At 65.2% G+C, this 21,393-nt stretch carries 17 protein-coding genes; 9 read left to right on the forward strand and 8 right to left on the reverse strand.

The annotated features are described in order from the left end of the window. Positions 1-244 precede the first annotated feature (244 nt). From EKG36_RS11765 to melA, 3 genes are all read right to left on the reverse strand, one after another. Entirely contained in the window at positions 245-616 is a 372-nt protein-coding gene (locus tag EKG36_RS11765) for a hypothetical protein (protein WP_126484292.1), read from the reverse strand. A 1,519-nt stretch (positions 617-2,135) separates the two neighbouring features. Beyond that, complete coding sequence (locus tag EKG36_RS11770) at positions 2,136-3,659, reverse strand: glycoside hydrolase family 32 protein (RefSeq protein WP_126484294.1); 1,524 nt, start codon at positions 3,657-3,659, stop codon at positions 2,136-2,138. Positions 3,660-3,809: 150 nt separating this feature from the next. Beyond that, positions 3,810-5,135, reverse strand: a complete 1,326-nt coding sequence (melA, locus tag EKG36_RS11775) for an alpha-glucosidase/alpha-galactosidase (RefSeq protein ID WP_126484296.1) — start codon at positions 5,133-5,135, stop codon at positions 3,810-3,812. 136 nt (positions 5,136-5,271) lie between these two features. On the opposite strand from melA, the gene EKG36_RS11780 reads away from it, so the two are divergent. From EKG36_RS11780 to mgrA, 9 genes are all read left to right on the forward strand, one after another. Further along, positions 5,272-6,186 carry a helix-turn-helix transcriptional regulator gene (locus EKG36_RS11780; RefSeq protein WP_221766072.1) on the forward strand — a complete coding sequence of 305 codons (915 nt, stop codon included), beginning with the start codon at positions 5,272-5,274 and terminating at the stop codon, positions 6,184-6,186. 88 nt (positions 6,187-6,274) lie between these two features. After that, a complete protein-coding gene (locus tag EKG36_RS11785; protein WP_126484300.1) occupies positions 6,275-7,054 on the forward strand; it encodes a FadR/GntR family transcriptional regulator in 780 nt (259 codons plus the stop codon). A 17-nt stretch (positions 7,055-7,071) separates the two neighbouring features. Further along, entirely contained in the window at positions 7,072-8,220 is a 1,149-nt protein-coding gene (gene dgoD / locus EKG36_RS11790; protein WP_126484302.1) for a galactonate dehydratase, read from the forward strand. A gap of 24 nt (positions 8,221-8,244) precedes the next feature. Further along, positions 8,245-9,015: an SDR family NAD(P)-dependent oxidoreductase gene (locus tag EKG36_RS11795; protein ID WP_126484303.1), complete on the forward strand. Its 771-nt coding sequence runs from the start codon at positions 8,245-8,247 to the stop codon at positions 9,013-9,015. Continuing rightward, on the forward strand, positions 9,012-9,974 hold the full coding sequence (locus EKG36_RS11800; protein ID WP_126484305.1) for a 2-dehydro-3-deoxygalactonokinase: 963 nt from the start codon (positions 9,012-9,014) through the stop codon (positions 9,972-9,974). The genes EKG36_RS11795 and EKG36_RS11800 overlap by 4 nt, the downstream gene beginning before the upstream one ends. Positions 9,975-9,995: 21 nt before the next feature. Beyond that, positions 9,996-10,607, forward strand: coding sequence for a 2-dehydro-3-deoxy-6-phosphogalactonate aldolase (locus EKG36_RS11805; protein WP_126484307.1), 612 nt, complete (start codon positions 9,996-9,998; stop codon positions 10,605-10,607). Continuing rightward, positions 10,604-11,488, forward strand: a complete 885-nt coding sequence (locus EKG36_RS11810) for an SMP-30/gluconolactonase/LRE family protein (protein ID WP_126484309.1) — start codon at positions 10,604-10,606, stop codon at positions 11,486-11,488. Before EKG36_RS11805 ends, EKG36_RS11810 begins: the two co-directional genes overlap by 4 nt. Positions 11,489-12,002: 514 nt before the next feature. Beyond that, on the forward strand, positions 12,003-13,163 hold the full coding sequence (locus EKG36_RS11815) for a carbohydrate porin (protein WP_185827544.1): 1,161 nt from the start codon (positions 12,003-12,005) through the stop codon (positions 13,161-13,163). A gap of 103 nt (positions 13,164-13,266) precedes the next feature. Next, a complete protein-coding gene (gene mgrA, locus EKG36_RS11820) occupies positions 13,267-14,283 on the forward strand; it encodes an L-glyceraldehyde 3-phosphate reductase (RefSeq protein WP_126484313.1) in 1,017 nt (338 codons plus the stop codon). Positions 14,284-14,321: 38 nt separating this feature from the next. Here the strand turns inward: mgrA and melR are convergent, their stop codons facing one another. The 5 genes from melR to EKG36_RS11845 form a co-directional block, all read right to left on the reverse strand. Beyond that, positions 14,322-15,233 carry a transcriptional regulator MelR gene (gene melR / locus EKG36_RS11825; RefSeq protein ID WP_185827545.1) on the reverse strand — a complete coding sequence of 304 codons (912 nt, stop codon included), beginning with the start codon at positions 15,231-15,233 and terminating at the stop codon, positions 14,322-14,324. A 130-nt stretch (positions 15,234-15,363) separates the two neighbouring features. After that, on the reverse strand, positions 15,364-17,490 hold the full coding sequence (locus EKG36_RS11830) for an alpha-galactosidase (RefSeq protein WP_126484317.1): 2,127 nt from the start codon (positions 17,488-17,490) through the stop codon (positions 15,364-15,366). Between the two features lie 71 nt (positions 17,491-17,561). Continuing rightward, positions 17,562-19,202 carry an ABC transporter ATP-binding protein gene (locus EKG36_RS11835; protein WP_221766073.1) on the reverse strand — a complete coding sequence of 547 codons (1,641 nt, stop codon included), beginning with the start codon at positions 19,200-19,202 and terminating at the stop codon, positions 17,562-17,564. Positions 19,203-19,212: 10 nt separating this feature from the next. Then, positions 19,213-20,352 carry an ABC transporter permease gene (locus EKG36_RS11840; protein ID WP_126484320.1) on the reverse strand — a complete coding sequence of 380 codons (1,140 nt, stop codon included), beginning with the start codon at positions 20,350-20,352 and terminating at the stop codon, positions 19,213-19,215. Between the two features lie 11 nt (positions 20,353-20,363). Further along, positions 20,364-21,359 carry an ABC transporter permease gene (locus EKG36_RS11845; protein ID WP_126484322.1) on the reverse strand — a complete coding sequence of 332 codons (996 nt, stop codon included), beginning with the start codon at positions 21,357-21,359 and terminating at the stop codon, positions 20,364-20,366. Positions 21,360-21,393 lie beyond the last annotated feature (34 nt).

Raw genomic sequence — 21,393 nt, forward strand, 5'->3', positions numbered from 1 at the left:
CCTGCATCAGTTCTGCAGACGTTGGAGGGCCGGCAGTTAGCGGTTTTGAGCGCCTGAAAGCTCATGAAAAGCTCCATAAGAAAGCCATGGGGACTGTCTGCCGCCATCGCCAAGCCCTCGGCATCATGTAACGGTAGCGAGCATTTTCCCGCGTCCCTGGTCTGCCTGTCCCAGCCTCGAGGCGTCCATAAACGCCTTCAGTGCCTCGGCCCTCACAGATTGAACCTGCCTATATCACCTATGATCACAGGGCGCTCCATGTCACTCGCAGCCACGTCTCGCGTAGTGAGTACAGGTTTCCTTGGGAGATGATTTGCAGCGGTGATCGACCATTGAAATATTCGTTGTGGTTTATCATCGACATGAACCCGTACACGTTCTTTGGGTTGTCGAGGATCACCCGTAGCGCGGCATGGATGTTCAGGATGTAGCTGATCCGGGTTAGCTGGTCTTCATCTAGATTGACCTTCCATTCAGGATCACGGCGTCTGGCACGCGCATAGGTCTCAGGGGAGACACGCAGTATCGCTACGCCCTGCTCACTGCTGGCCCCCCACTTTCCCAATATCGTGACGGCTACTTGTAGCCCCGTGGTGGCCTTGTCCTTGTTCTCCATAGCCCCCCCCTATACGATTGTTCATCCCCAAACCATGGCACGGCCACCACTGGTTGCGCCATGCCCCCCACCCAGCCAGAGGAACTGAGGGCTTGCACTCGCGAAAAGCGCCCGCTACACGGCCAGCCCTGGCAAAGCGCGACCCAAAGCCCCCACTTGGCCAGGGGTACTGAGGGCATGCACTCGCGAAAAGCGCTCGCTGCACGGCCAGCCCTGGTAAGACGCGACCAAAAGCCCTACTTGGCCAGAGGAACTGGGGGCATACACACACGAAAAGCTTCTGGAGCGTCATGTCGCGACCTGGCACGGCCACTGCTTTGAAGCATGGGGTAAAGAAAACGAATGTTTGTGTTCGCTTTTGGGCGCCCTGATAATACGTGAAGACAGGCCGAACCTGTCAAATGCAGGTGGCCTGTGTAACGCATTGACGAAAAAGGATTATCATATTTTATCAGAAATCCGATAATTGCCGCTAATTGATGTTACCCATCGGCCACCAGATGGCCAGTTCTAGTCCTCGAGGCTCGCCACGAGAGACAACCTGCAACCTGGCCTGCTCGGCGAAATCAGCGATTGCCCACTCGCCCGGTTCGAATCGAATGATCTTCCCCGCCGCGGTCGCCACCATAGCGCCTTTTGCGTGTAGGCTGGATGCGTAATCGAGGAATCGTGAGCCTAGGTTCTGTCTGAAAAGTCCGCACTCAAAAAAAGGTCATCTATTCAGCCCAGGCATACCATCGCCCGGAATCTGCTGTCGAGCTTGTCGCGGCGCGTGAAGCCAGGCGCAGTTCCTTGCTCCGTCCGATACACCGCTCGATGACGTTCCTTGCCCCAGTAGCGCGGTTTGTCAAAACCTCTGGGCGCCCCTGGCAGTGGCTTCGGCGCATCATCCGCCGGGTGATAATCGGCTTCATCCGATGGCTGTCGCAGTATTGGCAGAGGGGATCACTGTCATAGCCCTTGTCTGCCACGATATATCGGAAACGCTTACATGGTCGTCCCTCGGGCCCGGGAGGGTGGAGGTTTTCATGGTGGGCATGCAGTGGGGGGTATCCGAAATCTCCCCCGATGACACGGTAAATCTCAGTGGCCTGCCATGCCGATCGCAGACCATGTGGATCTGAGTGGTCAGCCCACCTCTGCTCCACCCCAGTGCATGGTCTACGGGTTCTTTCGGTGGCGTCATTAATGTCGGTTTTCACGGTGCGTCCAGCAAATGGCAATTGCGTACCACCGTCTGAAGATCGTCCGCCAAGGTCGTGTCGCCATATTGGCCAAGAAGATGGCCAGGCCGGACTCCACCACCTTGGCGATCAGATCTCGTCCCCCTAGATGCAACAACTCGCGCAACGGGTCGAGGTCTCGGATTCTGGCAGTGACAGGGCTCGGAGGGTAGGATCGGCCATGGCGTATCCGCTCTTGTTGATTGAGATCTTGGTCGTAATTGATTGAATCGTCCCTTGGTCTGTGCCCACTTCACGCCGATCTGCGAAACATCTGATACAGCGCTCTAGTCAGCTCAGCCCTCGGTCAAGCGCTGATATATGCAGTCCCGGAGGCGACAGCTTCCGGCCTCCACTCGCAGCACCACCAGGCATTGTTGGGGATTGGCAAAGCCGAGATGAGTCAGCGAGACGCGCCCCTCGTCGAGCAGCACTTCCAGCGACCCATGATCGACCAACCACTCCAGCATCAGACTGTCGCTGACCTGATGGTGGACCACCAGGTCATGGGGATAGTGCACATCGAAGGCCTCGTGCCCGTTGCGGCCCCGGCGATGGTGCTCGACATGCAGTCCATCGTCGTCTCGGGTCACCCGTAGCCACTGCTGCCCCCCCTGCTGCAGGTCCAGTTCAAGGCGAGTGTCCGCTGCGAGTATTAATTGCAGTCGTCCGCGGGTTATCGCCTCATCCGCCTCGACCAACCGATATTCCCCTACGGCTCGCTCGAGTGGGCCTGCAAGCGCGGTTACGGCCCCGCCAGGTACGCCCACCAACTCCCGGGCAAAGGCCTGCCGGAGTCGCACCCCGCCGGGCGTGGCTACCAGCGAAAGCTCGCGTGGGTAGCTCATGGCTCCCCGCCAGCCTGCCTCGGGAATCTGGTTGGCGTAGAGCCAGTTGTTCAGCCAGGCGATGGCCAGTCGCCGCTCATCCGCATCGGGCAGGTCCGACCAGCTCTGGACGGCATAGAAGTCGCGCCCCTCGTCCATCATCAGCACGCGGTCGGCGGGATTGTCGTTGTGGAAGCGCTCGCCGTCGAAGTCACCGACGAAGTACTGGGTGAAGGAGCCGAAGGGATTGTCGTCACTGGCGCCGATGCCCACCACCAGCACCCAGCGCGACGCCGGCTGGTCCTCGCCGTTGCCGGCCACGGGCAGCTCGAAGAGGTCGGGACACTCCCAGGGGTGCCGGGTATGCGCGCCCTGGTCCTCGCCGAAGGTACTCACCAGCCGCCAGCTCAGCAGGTCCTCGGAGACATGGAACTGGATCACCTGGCCGCAGGCCAGCGCCATCACCCAGCGCTGGCTGGGGGCGTGCCAGATCACCTTGGGGTCGCGGAAGTCCCGCCTGCCCGGATTGGCCATGATGGGATTACCCTCGTACCTGTGCCAGCTGCGACCCCGATCGCGGCTGTAGGCCAGGCACTGCTCCTGGACATAGACCTCGGGGTCGTCCGGCGCGGTGCGGTGTGCAGTATAGAAGGCCAGTAGCCCCGGCTCCCCCTCGAACAGGCCGCTGGTGTCGTGCCGATCGACGATGGCGCTGCCCGAGAAGCACATGCCCGCCTCGTCCGGGGCCAGCGCCGGTGCCAGGTGCTGCCAGTGCACCAGATCACGGCTCACCGCATGGCCCCAGTGCATGGGCCCCCACACCCGGTCATGGGGGTAATACTGGTAGAAGAGGTGATACTCGCCCTCGAAGAACACCAGGCCGTTGGGATCGTTCATCCATCCCGCGGGTGGCGTGAAGTGCAGGACGGGACGAGCGGGTGCCGGGCAAACGGCGGCCGGGTGCGAAGCAGCAGGCGGGGACAGGGACGTCATGGCGACTCCAGTGGGCGTGTGTTTGAAAGCCATCTTAATCGTTTAAGTTTCTTTACCAAAGCATCTCGTCAAGCCGAACCCGACCAAGGTGGCGATACCGGGCCGAGTCGGCATGACGCCCGCCCTTGGCGGGCGAGCGTCATGACCGGGTCAGGCCAGATCAGGCAACCATCCGCGATGGGCATCGATCAGCGCATCGGCCAGTGCCGAAAGCTCATCCAGGGGCAGCTCGGCGGCGGCGTGGGGGTCAAGCATGATCGCCTGTCGCACCAGATCACGCTTGCCCTGAGCCAGCGCCTCCAGGGTCAGCTGCTGGACATTGATATTGGTCTGCATCATGGCGGCAAGCTGGACCGGCAAGGCGCCAATCCGCGTCGGCTGGATGCCGTTGTGATCCACCAGGCAGGGCACCTCCACGCAGGCCGATTCGGGCAAGTTAGTGATCAGCCCGCGGTTGGCGACGTTGCCGTTGATCACCGTGGGCGTACCGGTGATCTCCGCCTCGACGATGCGCGAGGCGTACTCGTGGCTGCGTTCGACTTCCAGGCCTTTGCCCGAGAGCAGTTCTCGCTCCTGGCTCGCCCAGTTGGCGAGCTGCTCCTCGCAGCGTCGCGGGTACTCGTCCAGGGGGATATGGAAGCGCTCGAGCAACTCCGGACGATGCGACTTGATGAACCAGGGTACGTACTCGGCGAAGTGCTCGGATGACTCGGTCACGAAGTGACCGAAGTGCTTGAACACCTCGTAGCGCACTCGGTTGGACTCTGGCATGTCGCCCCGTTCCAGCACCTCGCGGATGCGCGGATAGAGGTCCTCCCGGCTGCCGTCGGCGCGCAGGCGCTCGAAACCGAGGTAGAAGGCCATGTGGTTGATGCCGGCGCAGCGGTAGCGAATCTCGCCCACGGGTACCCCGATGTCGGTGGCCAGCTCCTCGGCCGTGCCCTGCACCGAATGGCAAAGGCCTACGCTGCGCACCTCGGGCACCAGGCGGTCCAGCGCCATGCAGTTGATCGCCATGGGATTGACGTACTGCAGCATCAAGGCATTCGGGCAGAGTTCCCGCATGTCACGGGCGATATCCACCAGCACCGGAGCGGTACGCAGGCCGCGCATCACCCCGCCCACTCCCAGGGTATCGGCGATGGTCTGGCGCACCCCGAAGCGATTGGGCACCTCGAAGTCGATGACGGTGCCCGGCTTGTAGCCGGCCACCTGGATCATCACCACCACATAATCGGCGCCGTCCAGGGCACGGCGGCGGTCGCTGGTGGCCTCGATCTCGGGCGAGGCGTCGAGCGCCTCGGCGATCTTGCCGGCCACCAGCCGAGAGCTGGCCAGGCGCTGTTCATCGATATCCATCAACGCGACCCGGGCGTCAGCCAATTGCGGAATCTGCAGCAGGTCGCCCAACAGGTTCTTCATGAAGACGGTGGAACCGGCCCCGATCATGGCGATTTTGTAGCGTCTTGTGGTCATGACATAGACTCCTGTCTGTTGGGCCATGTGTACGGTGTGACGCCATCATCCCGAGCAACGCGCCGCCGCAGTAGACGAGGTTTGTGCCATGAAGGGTAATTTTGTGCTCAATCGGATCCGAACCGGGGGGCCCGCCATGCAGGCCGTCCCACTGCTCCGGGATCGCTATGCATTGCCGGTGCTGCCCAGCGGCGTCGGCTACGATCGGGTCGCCGACGAGCGCTATCGCTGGCACGGCCTGGAGCGCGGCGACACGCCCTTCGCCATCGTCCAGCACACCCTCGCCGGGGAGGGCTGGCTGCGTTTCGAGGGTCGACGCCTGCGGCTCGGTCCCGGTGACTGCATGCTGGTCACGGTGCCCCATGACCACAGCTACTGGTGGCAGGCGGACGGCGCGCCTTGGGAGTTCCTCTTCATGTCGCTGCACGGCCATGAGGCGCTGCGCCTGCAGCGCCTGTTGATCGGCGAGCGCGGCCCGGTGGTGCGCCCCCGCCCCGTGGCGCTGGAGATACTGGCCGCCGGTGTCGCGAGGCTGCTCGCCCCGCCCTTGCCCGACGCCGGCGAGGCCTCGAGCCTGGCCTATCGGCTGCTGATGACCCTGCATGACGCCGCCCCCTCTGCCACCGACCGGCCCACCGCCCCCCCGACTGGGGTGGCCCGAGCCCTGGAACACCTGCAGGCGGCCCTGCATGCCGACCCGCCCGATGCGGCGCGACTGGCCGAGCTAGATGTCAGCGCCCTGGCCCGGCTCGCCGGGCTGAGCCGTGCCCACTTCACCCGCCGCTTCGTGCGGGCGGTTGGGCAGGCGCCTGGCGAGTACCTGCTGCAGGAACGCATGCGCCGCGCCGCCGAACTGCTCGCACGGCGCGAGGTGTCGGTGAAGGCGGTGGCCCTGTCACTGGGTTTTCACGACCCCAATTACTTCGCCAAGGCGTTCCGCCGCAGCTTTGGCGTATCTCCTCGAGAGTTCCGCTCCAGCGGCATGTACTTCGATGCCCGTCGCCAGCCAGCGGATACCGGGTCGCGTCATCCCCTTCTGAATCGCGAATAGCAACATGATCCTCGCGACAGACTTCGGCTTGCTAAAATGTCAGACATTTAATAGGCTACTTCCATCGTCCCTTCCAGGAGCCTCCGTCATGACCCTCGATGGCCTTCCCCCCCACCGCGGTGGTGCCGAAGAGCTGGCCCGACTGCTGGCGAGGGCGCTGCTCGCGGGCCGCTGGCAACCCGGCGCCGCCTTCCCGCGGGAGCTGGACCTCTGCGCCCACTTCGATGTCAGCCGTAACCAGGTGCGCAACGCCCTGGCGAGCCTCACCGCTACCGGCCTGATCGAGCGCACCGCGGGACGCGGCACCGTGGTGCGCGAGATCAACGACTGGCACCTGCTCGACCCGCAGATGAGCGAGTGGATGGTCGGGCTGACCCATCCCGATCCGCAGCTGGTGCGCGAGATCTTCGCCTTCCGCTACTCGGCGGAGCCGGTGGTCGCCCGCCTGGCTGCCCAGGCCGTCGAGACACAGGACCTCGAGCGCTTGGAGAGCGCCTTCCAGGGCATGACCCGTACCGCCACAGATCCCGAGGCACGCAGCCTGCACGTGGAGTACGACGTGGCCTTCCACGACGCCATCTACCTTGCCAGCCACAACCTGGTCTGGCGCCAGATGGGACACTTGCTGCGCCCCTCCATCATCGCCCTCATCCAGGGGTCCCAGGCCCAGGTCCATCAGTTTCAGGCCGGGCTGGAGGACAGCCTGGATCGCCACGGCCAGGTGTTGGAGGCAATCCGCCACCGTGCTCCAGAGGCCGCGGAGAGCGCGGCCCGAGAGGTGCTCAGGCGCACCGCCATCGACCTGGGCATCGTCACCGATAGCCCCCTGCAATCCGCCACCGCCTCGCCGGCCGACGCCGAAGGCTGAACCGAAGGAACCCGCAGATGAAGATCACCCGACTCAAGACCTGGCAGGTCCCGCCCCGCTGGTTGTTCCTCAAGATCGAGACCGATGCCGGCGTCTTTGGCTGGGGCGAGCCGGTCATCGAGGGCCGGGCCGCCACCGTGGAGGCCGCCGTCCATGAGCTCGCCGACTACCTGGTCGGCCAGGACCCGCATCGCATCGAGCACCTGTGGAACACCATGTACCGCGCCGGCTTCTACCGCGGCGGGCCGATCCTGATGAGCGCCATCGCCGGCATCGACCAGGCGCTGTGGGACCTCAAGGGCCGCGACCTGGGCGTGCCGGTGCACCAGCTGCTCGGCGGCGCCGTGCGTGACAAGATGCGCATGTACGCCTGGACCGGCGGCGACCGCCCCAGCGACGTCGGCGCGGGCGCCAGCGCCCTGGTCGAGCAGGGCTTCACCGCCTTCAAGATGAACGGCACCCCGGAACTGCAGATCGTCGACAGCCATCGCAAGGTCGACGAGGCCGTGGCCCGCGTCGCCGAGGCCCGCGACGCCGTGGGCCCCGACGTGGGCATCGGCATCGATTTCCATGGCCGGGTGCACCGACCCATGGCCAATGCGCTGCTGCGCGAGCTGGAGCCCTTCCACCCGATGTTCGTCGAGGAGCCGGTGGCGCCCGAGCACCTGCCCTGCCTCAAGCAGATCGCCGGCGGTCTCGGCTACCCCCTGGCCACCGGCGAGCGGCTGCACACCCGCTTCGCGTTCCGCGACCTGCTCGCCGACGGCATGATCGATATCATCCAGCCCGACCTCTCCCACTGCGGCGGCATCAGCGAGGGTCTCAAGATCGCCGCCCTGGCCTCGGCCCACGACGTGGCGCTGGCCCCCCACTGCCCGCTCGGCCCGCTGACGCTCGCCACCTCGCTGCACGTGGATACAGTCAGCCACAACGCCTTCATCCAGGAACAGAGCATGGGCATCCACTACAACCAGGACAACGACGTCCTCGACTACCTGGTCGACAAGTCGGCGCTGGCCATCGAGGACGGCTTCTGCGCCATTCCCCAGGGCCCGGGGCTGGGCGTGGAGATCGACGAGGCCTTCGTCGAGGAACGCGCCAAGGTGGGCCATCGCTGGCGCAACCCGGTGTGGTCCCACGAGGATGGCTCCATCGCCGAATGGTAAGGCGTGCGCAACGAGGAGAAACGTATGAGTTTCAGCTTCACTGACCTGAGCTTCGGCGACCTGAAGGGCCAGAGCGTGTTCATCACCGGCGGCGGCTCCGGCATCGGCGCTGCGCTGACCGAGGGCTTTTTGTCCCAGGGCGCTAAGGTGACCTTCGTGGGTCTCAGCACTGCCGATGCTTTCTGTGACGCCATGCAGGAGAAATACGGCAACCGACCGCTGTTCATCGAGTGCGACATTCGCGACGTCGAAGCGTTGCAGGATGCCATCGCCCAGGCTCGCGAGGTCCATGGCCCCATCGGCGTACTGGTCAACAATGCCGCCCGGGACACCCGCCACCGCCTCGACGACTGGAGCGTCGAGCAGTGGGACGACTCGCTGGCCACCAACCTGCGCCCGCAGTTCTTCACCGCCCAGGCGGTGGCGCCGGACATGCGTACGCTGGGCGGCGGCGCCATCATCAACCTGTCGTCCAACAGCTACCTGCTGGGGCTCGGCGGCTACCCCAGCTACGTCACCGCCAAGGCCGGGATCATGGGCCTGACCCGGGCCCTGGCCCGCGAGCTGGGCCCCGACGCTATCCGCGTCAACTGCCTGATCCCCGGCTGGGTGATGACCGAGCGCCAGAAGGAGCTGTGGGTCAACGATGCCGATCTCCAGGAGTGCCTCGAACAGCAATGCCTCAAGGAGCCAATCCCGGTGGAGGACATGATCGGCCCCTGCCTGTTCTTGGCCTCGAGGGCCTCGCGGATGATGACCGGCCAGGAGCTGGTGGTGGACGGAGGCCGAGCATGAGCCGAGCCCATGACATTGCCCGCCGCCTGGCCTGGATCGCCGTGGACTGGGGCTCGAGCAACCTGCGCGCCTGGGCGCTGGACGCCGATGGCGAGGTGCTGGCCAGCGCCAGCCGCGACAAGGGCATGCTCTCGCTCACTCCGGCGGACTACGAGCCCACCCTGCTCGAGGCCGTCGGCGACTGGCTGCCCGCCAGCGGTCGCATGCCGGTACGGGTGTGCGGCATGGCCGGGGCCCGCCAGGGCTGGCGGGAGGCCGCCTACCTGCCCGTCCCGACCCGCCTGGATGGCCTCGGCAACGGCGCCGTCTCCCCGGCGGTGCAGGATCCACGCCTGCGGGTCGCCTTGCTGCCGGGGCTCTGCCAGACCGCCGATGGCGCCTTCGACGTGATGCGCGGCGAGGAGACCCAGCTCGCCGGCCTGGTGGCCGACCAGCCGGGCTTCTCGGGGCTGGCCTGCCTGCCCGGTACCCACGCCAAGTGGGCCCGGCTCGAGAACGGCACCCTCGAGCGCTTCACCACCTTCCTGAGCGGCGAGCTGTACCGCCTGCTGGCCAGCCAGTCGGTGCTCAGGCACTCCACCGGTGACGATGACCTGACGACCCCTGGCGACCGTGACGCCTTCCTGTCGGCGGTGCGGGAGGTCAACGACGCCCCCCGCGCCTTCAGTGCCCGCCTGTTCGGGCTGCGCGCCGCCGACTTGCTGGACGACCGCCTGCCGGACGGCGAGGCCCGCGGGGCACGGCTGGCTGCCCGCCTCTCGGGGCTGGTGATCGGCCTGGAACTGGCCGGCATGGGCGAGGCACTGGCCTCCACCCCGATCACCCTGATCGGTAACCAGACCCTTTGCGCCCGCTATGCCCTGGCCCTCGAGGCCCTGGGCCATGAGGCCCACCGGCTAGACGGCGAGGCCGCCGTGCTGGCCGGCCTGGGGCTGGCCAACGCCGCCCTCGGCACCTGACGATTCCCAAGGAGACGCCTAATGACCCTGCCCCTGATCGGTATCCTGCGCGGCGTCACCCCCGGCGAGGCGGTGGCGGTGGGCGAGGCGGTGCTTGCCGCCGGCATCACCCGGCTCGAGGTGCCGCTCAACTCCCCCGACCCGCTGGACAGCATACGCCGCCTGGTCGATGCGCTGGGCGATCGCGCCCAGGTGGGCGCCGGCACCGTGCTGACCGTGGCCCAGGTGCGCGACGTGCATGCCGCCGGGGGCCGGCTGATCGTCTCGCCCAACTGCCGCCCGGCGGTGATCGAGGAAACGCGTCGCCTGGCGATGGCCAGCTGGCCCGGGGTGGTCACCCCCTCCGAGGCGTTCGATGCCCTGGATGCCGGCGCCAGCGGGCTGAAACTGTTCCCCGCCGTGCAGGTGGGCATCGCGGGCATGAAGGCGGTACGCGCCGTGCTGCCCCCGGGCACCCTGATCTACGCGGTGGGCGGCATCGGCACGGACAACTTCGCCGCCTGGCGCGCCGCCGGCGTGGACGGCGCAGGACTCGGCAGCGCCATCTACCAGCCGGGCCAGAGCGCTGAGCAGGTAGGCGACCAGGCACGCACCTTGATCGATGCCTGGCAGTCCGCGGGAGGCGAAACATGAGCCTGCCCACCTGGACGGCCGACCTGGCCGTGGATTGTCGCTGCGAACTGGGCGAGGGTCCCCAGTGGCACGCCAGCCAGGGGCGTCTCTACTGGTGCAATATCCTCCAGGGTCGGATGCACTGGCTGGACGCGGCCAGCGAAGAGACCGGCCGAGTCGACATTGGCCATATGATCTCGCTGCCCGCCCCACTGACAGATGGTGACCTGCTGCTGGTCGGCGAGGATCGCCTGAGCCGGTTCGATCCGCGAAGCAGCTGTAGCGAGACACTCTGCGGCTTCGAGGCCGACAACCCGCTGACCCGCAGCAACGACGCGCGGGTCGACCGCCACGGCAGCCTATGGCTTTCCACGATGGGCAAGGCCGCCGAATCCGGTGCCGGCAGCCTCTACCGCCTGCACCGCGGAGAGCTCACCCGACTGCGCACGGGCCTGACCATCCCCAACGCCCTGTGTTTCTCGCCCGGCGGCGAGCTCGCCTGGTTCACCGATACCGCCACCGGGATGGTGATGCGCTGGGCACTGGACTCCGCGGGCTGGCCGGTGGGCGAGCCCGCTCCCTGGGCGGACTTCTCGGCCCACGATGGCAACCCCGACGGCGCCGTGGTCGACGCCGCCGGCCATCTTTGGCTGGCCCTGTGGGGGGCCGGCAAGGTGGTGCGTCTGGACCACGACGGCCGCATCGTCGCCGAGGTCATCCTTCCGGTCAGCCAGCCCTCCTGCCCCGCCTTCGGCGGCAAGGCCCTCGACCGGCTGTATATTACCACCGCCCGAGAAGGCCTCTCCCCCACCCGCCTCGCGGCCGAGCCCCACGCCGGTTCGCTGTTCGTCGCCGAGGTGGGCGTGCAAGGCCTCGTCGAGCCGCCGCTGCGCCTGAACTGAACGCTTCACCGGTCTTTCAGGCGCTCACACACATCGGCATTCACCATATAAAGATCAACCGCACCAGATAGGCCGCGCTGCTGGCGCGGCTTGTCGCGCTCCTGATGACACGCCAGCCCAAACAACTACAGGGCGCCCTGCTGTTTCCCTCCCCCATTTCCCTTTTCCTTTCCCTATTATTTTCTTCTTCTCCCTTTTCTTCCCATACCTCGACACTCCTTTGCTTTCGTTATTCGCCCCCTTTCGCTCACAACTCCCCTACCCTCCCGCCTAAAACTCTTTCCTTAACGCACTCTTTCTTTCGGCCAACACATCATAGACATTAGTCGCAATCTGGAGAATATCTGACTTTCCCGTAAATATATGACAAAAAGCCAGAAGCGTTAAACACCCCGCATCATTACTCTCTATAAAACACCAAATTAACAAAAAGGATGATGGAATAACGGCAAGGATCTGCCTGAAATCACCGGTAATTTTGCCGCAATAACAATTCAACTGGAGGATGCAACACATGACGTCCATCAAGCGCCACCTGCCCTTTTCCCTGGCACCTCTGTCCATCGCCCTGAGCCTGGCGAGCCCCGTCATGGCAGGCATGACCTACGAGGGTGACAACGGGTCACTGTCCTTCGCGGGTGACGTCGAGCTCGATATCAATGCCTATAACAGCCAGGAAGCGGCCCGAGGCTCGATCTTCTTCGCCGAGGAGATCGAAACCCGCGACGAATACAACCAGACCGGCCGCGTACTGTTCGAGATCGCCGGCGAACGCCGCTCCACTGAGGGCCACTATGCACGCTTCAAGGCTCAGCCCCTGCTGGGTAGCGATGGTGGCGTCGGGGTCGACGACGCCTGGCTGGCCATCGGCAATGGCCAGGGCGGCGAGGTCAAGGTAGGCCGTTTCGAGGGCTATGACCTCTTCCCATTGCAGGACGTATTTATCGAGCACAACGGTGATACGGCCAACAACCTGTACCGGGACGGTAGCGGATACATCTATCAGGTCAAGGAGGGCCGTGGCCGCGGAGCCAGTGCCGGCCAGGTGCTGATTAGCCAGCAGGTTGGCGACCTCTATGCGGAACTAGGAACGCTGTTCGGCGATCGCTCTAACCTCTTTGATTCCGACACCTACCACGGCTTCTCCATCGACCGGGACGACACCAAGAACTCGGCGATCCTGCGCCCGGTGCTGGCCTGGACGCCGGGCCCCTGGACCCTGGCTGCCGGGGCCGAGACCAACGTGGTCAGTGATGCCGTGGTCGACGAGCGCGGTGTGGATATCAGCGACCGAACCGGCTATGGCATCCGACTCTCCTATGCCGCTGGCGACCTGTCGGTCAATCTCAACCTGGCCTACCTGGACGCCCACGAGGAGAGCAATGCCACCGTCGGCGTGAATGCGCTCTGGCGCCGTGTCGGTCTCGGTTATATCCATGCAGACAACGAGATCGGAGAGGTCAACCCCGCCGCGGACCCGGAAGCCGTTACTCCGGAGGGCAACTACACGGCGGATACCATCTACACCTCCTATCACTTCCCCGACGTACTTGGCATCGAGGACTTCCACACCTACCTTGGCGCCTTCTACAGCATGATCGACCACGATGCGAACGGAGATCTGAGCGATGCCGACCGCTATGGTGCCCGACTTCGCCTCAAGTATCACTTCTGACGGGTAACTCAGTCGCGGCATGGTCTGACTTTGGCAAAACTGCGTCGATCCTTTCCCGCGGTTCCATACCGCGGGCTTTTTGCAATGGTGTAAGGAGTTCAACATGCGTACCGACGCCCCCCTTCCTGCCTACCACCCCGACACCCGGCGTTACGACCGTCTTACCTATCGCCGCTGCGGTCGAAGCGGGCTCAAGCTGCCTCCGCTGTCGCTGGGACTATGGCACAATTTCGGCGGGATCGATTCGCTGGAGACAGCCCGAGCCATGCTGCGCCGGGCCTTCGACCTGGGCATCACCCACTTTGACCTGGCCAACAACTACGGCCCGCCTTACGGCAGTGCCGAGACCACCTTCGGCCGACTGCTCAAGGAAGACTTCCGTGCTCACCGTGATGAACTGGTCGTCTCCACCAAGGCGGGATACGACATGTGGCCGGGCCCCTACGGCATCGGCGGCTCACGCAAGCACCTGATGGCTAGTCTCGACCAGAGCCTGTGGAGAATGGGGCTGGAATACGTCGACATCTTCTATCACCACTGCCCGGATCCCGACACGCCGCTGGAGGAGACGGTGGCGACTCTGGATCACATGGTGCGCGCGGGAAAGGCGCGCTACGTGGGCATCTCCTCTTACAGTCCCGAGCGAACCGCCGACACCGCCCGGCTGCTGCGAGACATGGGGACTCCGCTGCTGATTCACCAACCACGCTACAGCATGCTCGATCGCGGCCCGGAGACCTCGGGGCTCTTCAACACCCTGCGCCGCGAGGGTCTGGGTGCCATTGTCTTCTCGCCCCTCGAGCAGGGCATTCTCACAGACAAGTACTTGGCCGGTATTCCCGAGAGGTCACGTGCCGCGCGCCACGAGCAGGTCCATCTGTCATCCGACGACGTAACCGCCAGGATCGAGAAAGCACGCGCCCTCAACGAGATCGCCACCGCACGCGGCCAGCGCCTGGCGCAAATGGCACTAAGCTGGGTAATGCGCGATGAGGTAGTGACCAGCGCCCTGATCGGTGCCAGCCGCCCAGAGCAGATCGAGCAGTGCATCGGCGCGCTGGAAGCCGCCCCCTTCGGGGAGGAAGAGTTGGCCCGCATCGATGCCATACTGGGGAGCTAGGGCACCAGTGCAAGAGCGAGGCAGCGACGGGGCTTCCCCTAAGGCGACCCACCGCTGCCGTGATGCTGCTTGCGGAAAGCGCTCGGTGGCATTGCCAGCTCACGCTGGAACACCTCGTAGAAGCGACTGCTGGAACCGAAACCCACCGCCAGGGCGATATCTAGGATCGGTCGGTCGGTGTCGATCAACAGCGCCTTGGCCTGATTGATACGCAGCCCATTGATGTACTGCTTGATCGAGGTGCGCATCACCTTCTTGAACTGCCCCATGGCGTAATGGGGGTGAAGCTCGGCGGCGGCGGCCACCTCGCCGGCAGTGATCGGCTGGTCGTAGTGGGCGGCGATGAAGGCCAGCATCTGCTGCACCTTGCCCAGTCGCGGGTCATGCACGCCGCCCCCCCATGCGGCGGAAAGCTCCGGTAGCAACAGCGCCTGCCAACCATAGCGGGTCAGACGACGCAGCATCAGCTGCACCTCCTCGGCGATCACCCCACGCAGGGTGGCATCGTCGCCGCGAAAGTCCTGGAGCCAGGTATCGAACTGGTCGACGGCCAACCCATAAGGCTCGCGGGAGGCCAGCACCGCCCCGCCCATCAGGTCGCCGATCAGGGCCTCATCCAGGGGCCAGTTCATGAACATCTGGATGGGCACATACACCAGCAGCATGCGATGACAGTCGCCGCGGCGGATCAGGCGGTGGGGCATGGCGGCCCAAAACAGGCCGAGATGACCGGCCGGGAGATGAAGCTCCCGACCATTGATCAGGTACTCGACCCCGTCGCCCAGCGGCAGGTTGAGTTCCACATGGCTGTGCCAGTGGTGGCAGCGCATGTTGTCCGGTCGCCCCGCCTCCAGGTAGACCTGATCGGGACGATAGTGGAAAAGCGTCGGCCGATCGAGCAACTGCTCATCCAGAGACTCGATCTCCTGGATGCCCCCGCGCTGTGCCATGGACGATCTCCCCAAGGCCCGCCCCGACCGTGGGCTCGGCCGGGTAGTGTCATGGTTCATGCTAGCGGGGTCAGCACGTGCTGCCAACGCCCGCCGCATGGCCCGGTCGACGTTCGGCCAGGGGCGTCGCTCAGACACCCTCGACCTCGATCAGCATGGCAGCTTCCGGATGGAGGACCGGGAGCTGCAGGCCGACGGTCTGCAACAGTTCGCCGGAGAAGACGCCGCCTTCCTCGTCCAGCAAGACGTTGGGCTCGCGCTGAGGCCCGATGGCCCCCTCCGGCAACCAGAAGCCCACCCGGTATTGACGCTGTGGGTCCAACCCCGCCAGTCGCAGGGGCGGAAGCAGGAACTGTTTCGGCAGCGCCAGGGTGGTGGCAGCGAACAGCGCCCGACGGCGGTCTTCGTCCACCACACCGTAGGCCTGCAGGGCGTCGTCGGCGGTGTCGAGTCGCGTGAAATCGCCGCGGTGCAACAGGTCGCGATGCTGCCGGTAAAGCTCGACCAGTCCGCGTACCTCGCGCTGCTCGGCCTCGGTCATTCCACGCACGTCCAGCTCCAGGCCCATATGGCCGAACATGGCGGTGATCAACCGGTAGCCCAGCGAGTGCCGGCGCCCGGTGGTGTGACTGGGGCTGGCGCTGATATGCGAGCCGAGGATCTCCGGGGGCAGGAACAACGAGGCGGCGTACTGCATGCGCTGGCGCTCCAGCGGGTCGATGCAGTCCGACAGCCAGACCCGCTGGGTATGGCGCAGTACCTCGAAGTCGATGCGCCCGCCGCCGGAGGCGCAGGTCTCGATCTCCACCTCGGGGTGGGCGGCGCGCAGACTTGCCACCAGGCGGTAAAAGGCCTGGGTCTGGCGATGCACGCTGGGCACCCCACCACTGCCCGGCTGCACCAGGTCGCGGTTCATGTCCCACTTGATATAGGCGATGTCGTAGGTCGAGAGGAAGTGATCGATCCGCTCGAAGAGGTAGTCGAACACCTCGGGCCTGGCCAGATCGAGGACGTACTGATGGCGCCCCAGTGGCTGATCGTAACCCTCCAACTGGAGGATCCAATCGGGATGGGCGCGGAACAGCTCGGAGTCGGGGTTGACCATCTCCGGCTCGAACCACAGGCCGAATTCCATTCCACACGCCTTGACCGCGTCGATCAGGTAACCGAGCCCGCCGGGATGCTTGCGCTCGTCGACGAACCAGTCACCGAGGCCGGCATGGTCATCGTCCCGCTTGCCGAACCAGCCATCGTCGAGGATGAAACGCTCCACCCCGACTCTAGCAGAGTGCTCCACCAGGTCGAGAAGCTCATCGGGTCGATGGTCGAAGTAGAAGCCTTCCCAGGTGTTGAGGTGTACCGGGCGCGGCTTGCGGGTCACATCCAGCTCCATCAGGCCCCGCAGGCAGCGATGGAACTGCTGGGAGAGGCGGTTGAGGCCCTGGCCGGACCAGCTGGCATAGACCTTGGGCGTGGCGTAGGACTCCCCCTCGGCCAGGCGCAGCTCGCCAGGGTAGAGCCATTCGGCCGCCTGAATATGTCGCGGCCCCTCGACCAGCCGCTCGGCGACCAGGCGATGGTTGCCGCTCCAGGCCAGGTGAATGCCCCAGGCCTCGCCACGTTGTTCCCCGAGGCCGGTCCCGCCGGCAATCAACGCCGGGAAACTGTCGTGCGAGGTCTTGCCTCGACGGTTCTCGCGCACCAGCTTGCTCATCGGCCAGGGTTGGCGCTGGGTGAGGAACTCCTGGATCCAGCGACCGTGGAAGCTGATCAGTTCCGCGGCGCGCGCGGGCAACGGCAGCGTCAGGCCCAGGTGATCCAGGTCGAAGGGTGCCGCGGCCAGATTGGTCAGACGCGCCTTCAGGGTCACCACGTCGCAGCTCGGATCCATGGCTACTTCGATGACCAGTGCCAGGTCTGCGATGTCATCGCGGCAGTGGAAGCGCAGGGCGACGTCGCCGAGTTCTTCGACGTCCATCAGCGTGAACTGGCCACCCCAGCGCTGGCGGTCGGCATGGCCCATCAGCCCCGCCTCACCGTGGAAGCCACGCCCCAACTCGGGCACCAGGCTGAGATGGGGAACCGTGTCCATGACGCTGCCGTTGGGACTCGGCAGGTCGGTCAACCGAGCGAGATGCGCGAGCGGCGTATCGTCGGCCAGGCGGGCGCCCCAGTGCACCACACGAGGCAGCTGACCATCGTCGCTGCCGACTACCAGGCTGCTGTGGGTTCCCTTGAGGTGATACCAGTCTTGCATGTCATGACTCCTCTGGGCTGCGGGTGGGACCCGCGGCCGGTTGAATGCCTGTAAATTGGGTCGGGGAGACGTCAGGCGGCCTCGTCGTCGAGACGGACCTCGAAGGCGGCCTTGATCAGGCGCTGGGTATAGTCCTCCTCTGGACTGACCATCACCTGCTCGGTGGGACCGGCCTCGACCACGCGACCGGCCTGCATGACCATCACCCGCTGGCAGAGCGCCCGCACCACTCGCAGGTCATGGCTGATGAACAGGTAGGAGAGGCCGTACTTCTTCTGCAGGCCCTTGAGCAGCTCGATGATCTGGCGCTGCACGGTGAGATCGAGCGCCGAGGTGGGCTCGTCGAGCAGCAGGAACTCCGGCTCGAGGGCGATGGCGCGGGCGATGGCGATACGCTGACGCTGACCACCGGAGAACTCGTGGGGGAAGCGCTCCAGGGCGAACTCGCCGAGCCCGGCATCGCTCAACGCCTGGGCGGCTAGACGGTGGCGCTCGGCCCGGGTCTCGCCGATGCGGTTGATCTCCATGCCCTCGTGGATGATCTGGCGCACCGTCATGCGCGGGTTGAGGGACGCAAAGGGATCCTGGAAGACGATCTGCATGCGCTTGCGAAGTGGGCGCATCGCCTCACGGCTCAGCGAGTGGATCGGCTGTCCGTCGAAGATCACCTCACCATGACTTTCGGCATCCAGCAGGCCGAGGATGGCCTGGCCCAGGGTGGTCTTGCCCGAGCCGCTCTCGCCGACGATACCCAGGGCCTCGCCCCGCTTGAGCGCCAGCGAGATATCGTCCACCGCCTTGAGACGCGGGCGTGGCTTGGGACTGAAGAGCTTCTTCTTGCCGATGCGGAAGTTGACCTGCATGTTGAGCGCCTCAAGCAGCAACGGGCTGTCTGCCGGAATAGGGTCGGCGCTGCCGCTGGGCTCGGAGGCCAGCAGCATTCGGGTATAGCGATGCTGCGGGCACTCGAAGATGTCATGGGTGGCCCCCTCCTCCACCACCTGCCCCTTCTCCATCACGTAGACCCGGTCGGCATACTGCTGGACGATGGTCAGATCGTGAGTGATCAACAGCACGCTCATGCCGTGGCTCTTCTGCAGGCGGCGAATCAACTGCAGGATCTGCGCCTGGACGGTGACGTCCAGCGCCGTGGTCGGCTCGTCGGCGATCAGCAGCTCGGGCTCGTTGGCCAGGGCCATGGCGATCATCACCCGTTGGCGCTGGCCGCCGGAGAGCTGATGAGGGTACTGGTCGAGGCGCTCCTCGGGCTGGGGAATGCCGACCTCGGTGAGCAGCGCCAGGGTGCGCTCGCGGGCCTCCTGCTTGCTCACCCGCCGATGGGCACGGATCATCTCCCCCACCTGGCTGGCGATGGTGTAGACCGGGTTCAGCGAGGTCATCGGTTCCTGGAAGATCATGGCGATGCGATTGCCGCGCAGCTTCATCATCTGCTTCTCGCCGTAGCGTGAGATCTCCTCGCCGTCGAAATCGACGCGGCTGTCCGCCTCCAGGCGAGCACTCTGGGGCAACAGGCCCATCAGGGTGCGGGCGGTCACCGACTTGCCGGAACCGCTCTCGCCAACCAGGGCCACCAGCTCGCCCTTGCCGAGGGTGAAGGAGACGTCGCGCACGGCGTGGACTCGCCCTCCTTCGGTGCGGAAGGAGACATTGAGGTGGTCAGCAGTCAGAAGCGGTTGAGTCGGGGTGATCATGTCGGTCTCCTCACGCATTGCCGTAGGGGTCGATGGCGTCACGCAGGCCATCGCCGATGGCGTTGAATGCCAGCACGGCCAGCAGGATGAACAGCACCGGGGAGAGCAGCCAGGGATAGGCACCCACCGCCTGAAAGTCGGCTGCGGCATTGAGCAGCTGGCCCAGGCTGATCAGCGGTGCCTGGATGCCCACCCCCAGGAAGCTCAGGAAGCTCTCGGCCAGGATCACGTTGGGGATCAGGATGGTGGAGGCCACGATCACGTGGCTCATCACGTTGGGCAGGATATGGCGCAGGATGATGCGCCTGTCGCTGGCGCCGCAGGCGATGGCCGCCTTGACGTAGTCGAGCTGAGCCAGGCTCAGCGCCTTGCCGCGTACCTCGCGGGCCAGCTGGGCCCACTTGAGCACGCTGAGGATCGCCACCATCAGCAGGAACAGCGTCGATGGCTGGGCGGCCTGGGGCAGGATGGCGATCAGCGCCAGAAACAGCGGAAGCTCCGGGAAGGCCAAGAACAGCTCGGTGACGCGCTGGATGAGGTTATCTTTGCGCCCGCCGAAGTATCCCGAGGTAATGCCCACCAGGGTGCCCACGGTCACCGACAGCGCCACCACCAGCACCCCCAGCAGCAGCGTCAGGCGTGCGCCGAACAGGATGCGGCTGAACAAGTCGCGGCCCAGGGCGTCGCTGCCCATCAGGTACAGCGGCGAGCCGTCCTCCAGCTGGAAGAGGTGGGTCTCCAGGGGAATGCCCAACCAGCGGTACTCCCAGCCCGCGGCGAAGAACTCCACGTAGATCCGTTCGCTGGTGTTCTCCTCGAGGATCGGCTGGTAGGTGACCGGGTCATAGCTCTCCTCGAGGGGATGCACGAAGGGGCGCAGGCTGAAGCCGCCCTCCTCGCTGTACCAGTTCAGGGTCTGGGGCGGGCCGTAGCTGTGGTCGCTGCTGCGCGCGGTGGGATCCATGGGGGCGAAGAAGGGGGCGAAGACCGCCACCGTCACCAGCAGGATCAGCATGGCCAAGCCGATCAGCGCCAGCTTGTTGCGGCGGAAGCGGCGCCACACCAGCGTCGGGTAGCTTTCCCCACCAGCCACGTGATGAGCGTCGAGCGGGGGCTCGGACACCCCCTGAGAGAGTTGTGCCGTTGTCATCTTGTCATTCCTCATTGCTTGCGCAGCCTCGGGTCGATCAACGTCAGCAAGGCATCGGCAATGATGTTGCCGATCACCAGGGTGACGGCCAGCAACAGCATGAAGGTCGACACCACGAAGACGTCCTGGGCGTTCATCGCCGAGACGATCAGCGGCCCCACGGTGGGCAGGGCGAAGACGATGGCGACCTCGAGTTCGCCGGCAATCATGTAGGGCAGCGCCACGCCCTGGTACATCACCAGCGGGTGGGAGGCATTTGGCACGGCGTGCTTGAGCACCACTCGGCGACGGGACAGGCCCTTGGCGCGAGCGGTCTCGACGTACTGGGCCTGCAGCACGTCGAGCATGTTGCTGCGCATTACGCGCAGGTTGTAGGCCATGCCGCCGAACACGGCGATCAACAGCACCGGCCAGATGTGAGTCATCAGGTCGACGAACTTGGCCAGCGACCAGGGCTCGAGGATGAATTCGGGAGAGAACAGGCTGGAGACGTTGGTCAGCCCCAGGCCGAACACGAGCCAGTAGAGCAGCACCAGCGCCATGATGAAGCGTGGGGTCGTCATGCCGATGAAGGAGATCAACCCCGAGACGGTGTCGCCCAGCTTGTACTGCCGTGTGGCGGCATAGATGCCCAGGCCCGCGCCCACCAGGGTGGCCAGCACGTGGCTGAGGCCGGCGATGAGCAGGGTGATCGGCAACCGCTCGGCGACCAGTTCGCTGATCGGCTTGTTCTGGCTGAAGGAGTAGCCGAAATCGCCGTCCAGCAACATGCCTTTCATCCAACTCAGGTACTGCACCACCAGCGGCTGATCGAGACCGTAGCGCTCCCGGTAGGCATCGGCCATGGCCTGGGCGTCTTCGCGGGACAGGCCACCCATCGACATGGCCTGAGACTGCAACTGGTCGGCATAGTCGCCGGGGGGCAACTGGATCAGGGCGAAGGAAATGATGCTCAGCGCGATCAACAGCGGGATGGCGCCGAGCATCCGTCGAATCAAGTAGGTCATGTCCTGGCTCCTGGGCGAGCGGTTCGCGCCGGAC

The organism is Halomonas nitroreducens (genome assembly GCF_003966155.1).
GTDB classification, from domain to species: domain Bacteria; phylum Pseudomonadota; class Gammaproteobacteria; order Pseudomonadales; family Halomonadaceae; genus Halomonas; species Halomonas nitroreducens.

Coding starts and splice junctions, on each gene's coding strand:
- EKG36_RS11765 (WP_126484292.1), bottom strand. CDS start 616: ATGGAGAACAAGGACAAGGCCACCACGGGGCTACAAGTAGCCGTCACG.
- EKG36_RS11770 (WP_126484294.1), bottom strand. CDS start 3,659: ATGACGTCCCTGTCCCCGCCTGCTGCTTCGCACCCGGCCGCCGTTTGC.
- melA (WP_126484296.1), bottom strand. CDS start 5,135: ATGACCACAAGACGCTACAAAATCGCCATGATCGGGGCCGGTTCCACC.
- EKG36_RS11780 (WP_221766072.1), top strand. CDS start 5,272: ATGCAGGCCGTCCCACTGCTCCGGGATCGCTATGCATTGCCGGTGCTG.
- EKG36_RS11785 (WP_126484300.1), top strand. CDS start 6,275: ATGACCCTCGATGGCCTTCCCCCCCACCGCGGTGGTGCCGAAGAGCTG.
- dgoD (WP_126484302.1), top strand. CDS start 7,072: ATGAAGATCACCCGACTCAAGACCTGGCAGGTCCCGCCCCGCTGGTTG.
- EKG36_RS11795 (WP_126484303.1), top strand. CDS start 8,245: ATGAGTTTCAGCTTCACTGACCTGAGCTTCGGCGACCTGAAGGGCCAG.
- EKG36_RS11800 (WP_126484305.1), top strand. CDS start 9,012: ATGAGCCGAGCCCATGACATTGCCCGCCGCCTGGCCTGGATCGCCGTG.
- EKG36_RS11805 (WP_126484307.1), top strand. CDS start 9,996: ATGACCCTGCCCCTGATCGGTATCCTGCGCGGCGTCACCCCCGGCGAG.
- EKG36_RS11810 (WP_126484309.1), top strand. CDS start 10,604: ATGAGCCTGCCCACCTGGACGGCCGACCTGGCCGTGGATTGTCGCTGC.
- EKG36_RS11815 (WP_185827544.1), top strand. CDS start 12,003: ATGACGTCCATCAAGCGCCACCTGCCCTTTTCCCTGGCACCTCTGTCC.
- mgrA (WP_126484313.1), top strand. CDS start 13,267: ATGCGTACCGACGCCCCCCTTCCTGCCTACCACCCCGACACCCGGCGT.
- melR (WP_185827545.1), bottom strand. CDS start 15,233: ATGGCACAGCGCGGGGGCATCCAGGAGATCGAGTCTCTGGATGAGCAG.
- EKG36_RS11830 (WP_126484317.1), bottom strand. CDS start 17,490: ATGCAAGACTGGTATCACCTCAAGGGAACCCACAGCAGCCTGGTAGTC.
- EKG36_RS11835 (WP_221766073.1), bottom strand. CDS start 19,202: ATGATCACCCCGACTCAACCGCTTCTGACTGCTGACCACCTCAATGTC.
- EKG36_RS11840 (WP_126484320.1), bottom strand. CDS start 20,352: ATGACAACGGCACAACTCTCTCAGGGGGTGTCCGAGCCCCCGCTCGAC.
- EKG36_RS11845 (WP_126484322.1), bottom strand. CDS start 21,359: ATGACCTACTTGATTCGACGGATGCTCGGCGCCATCCCGCTGTTGATC.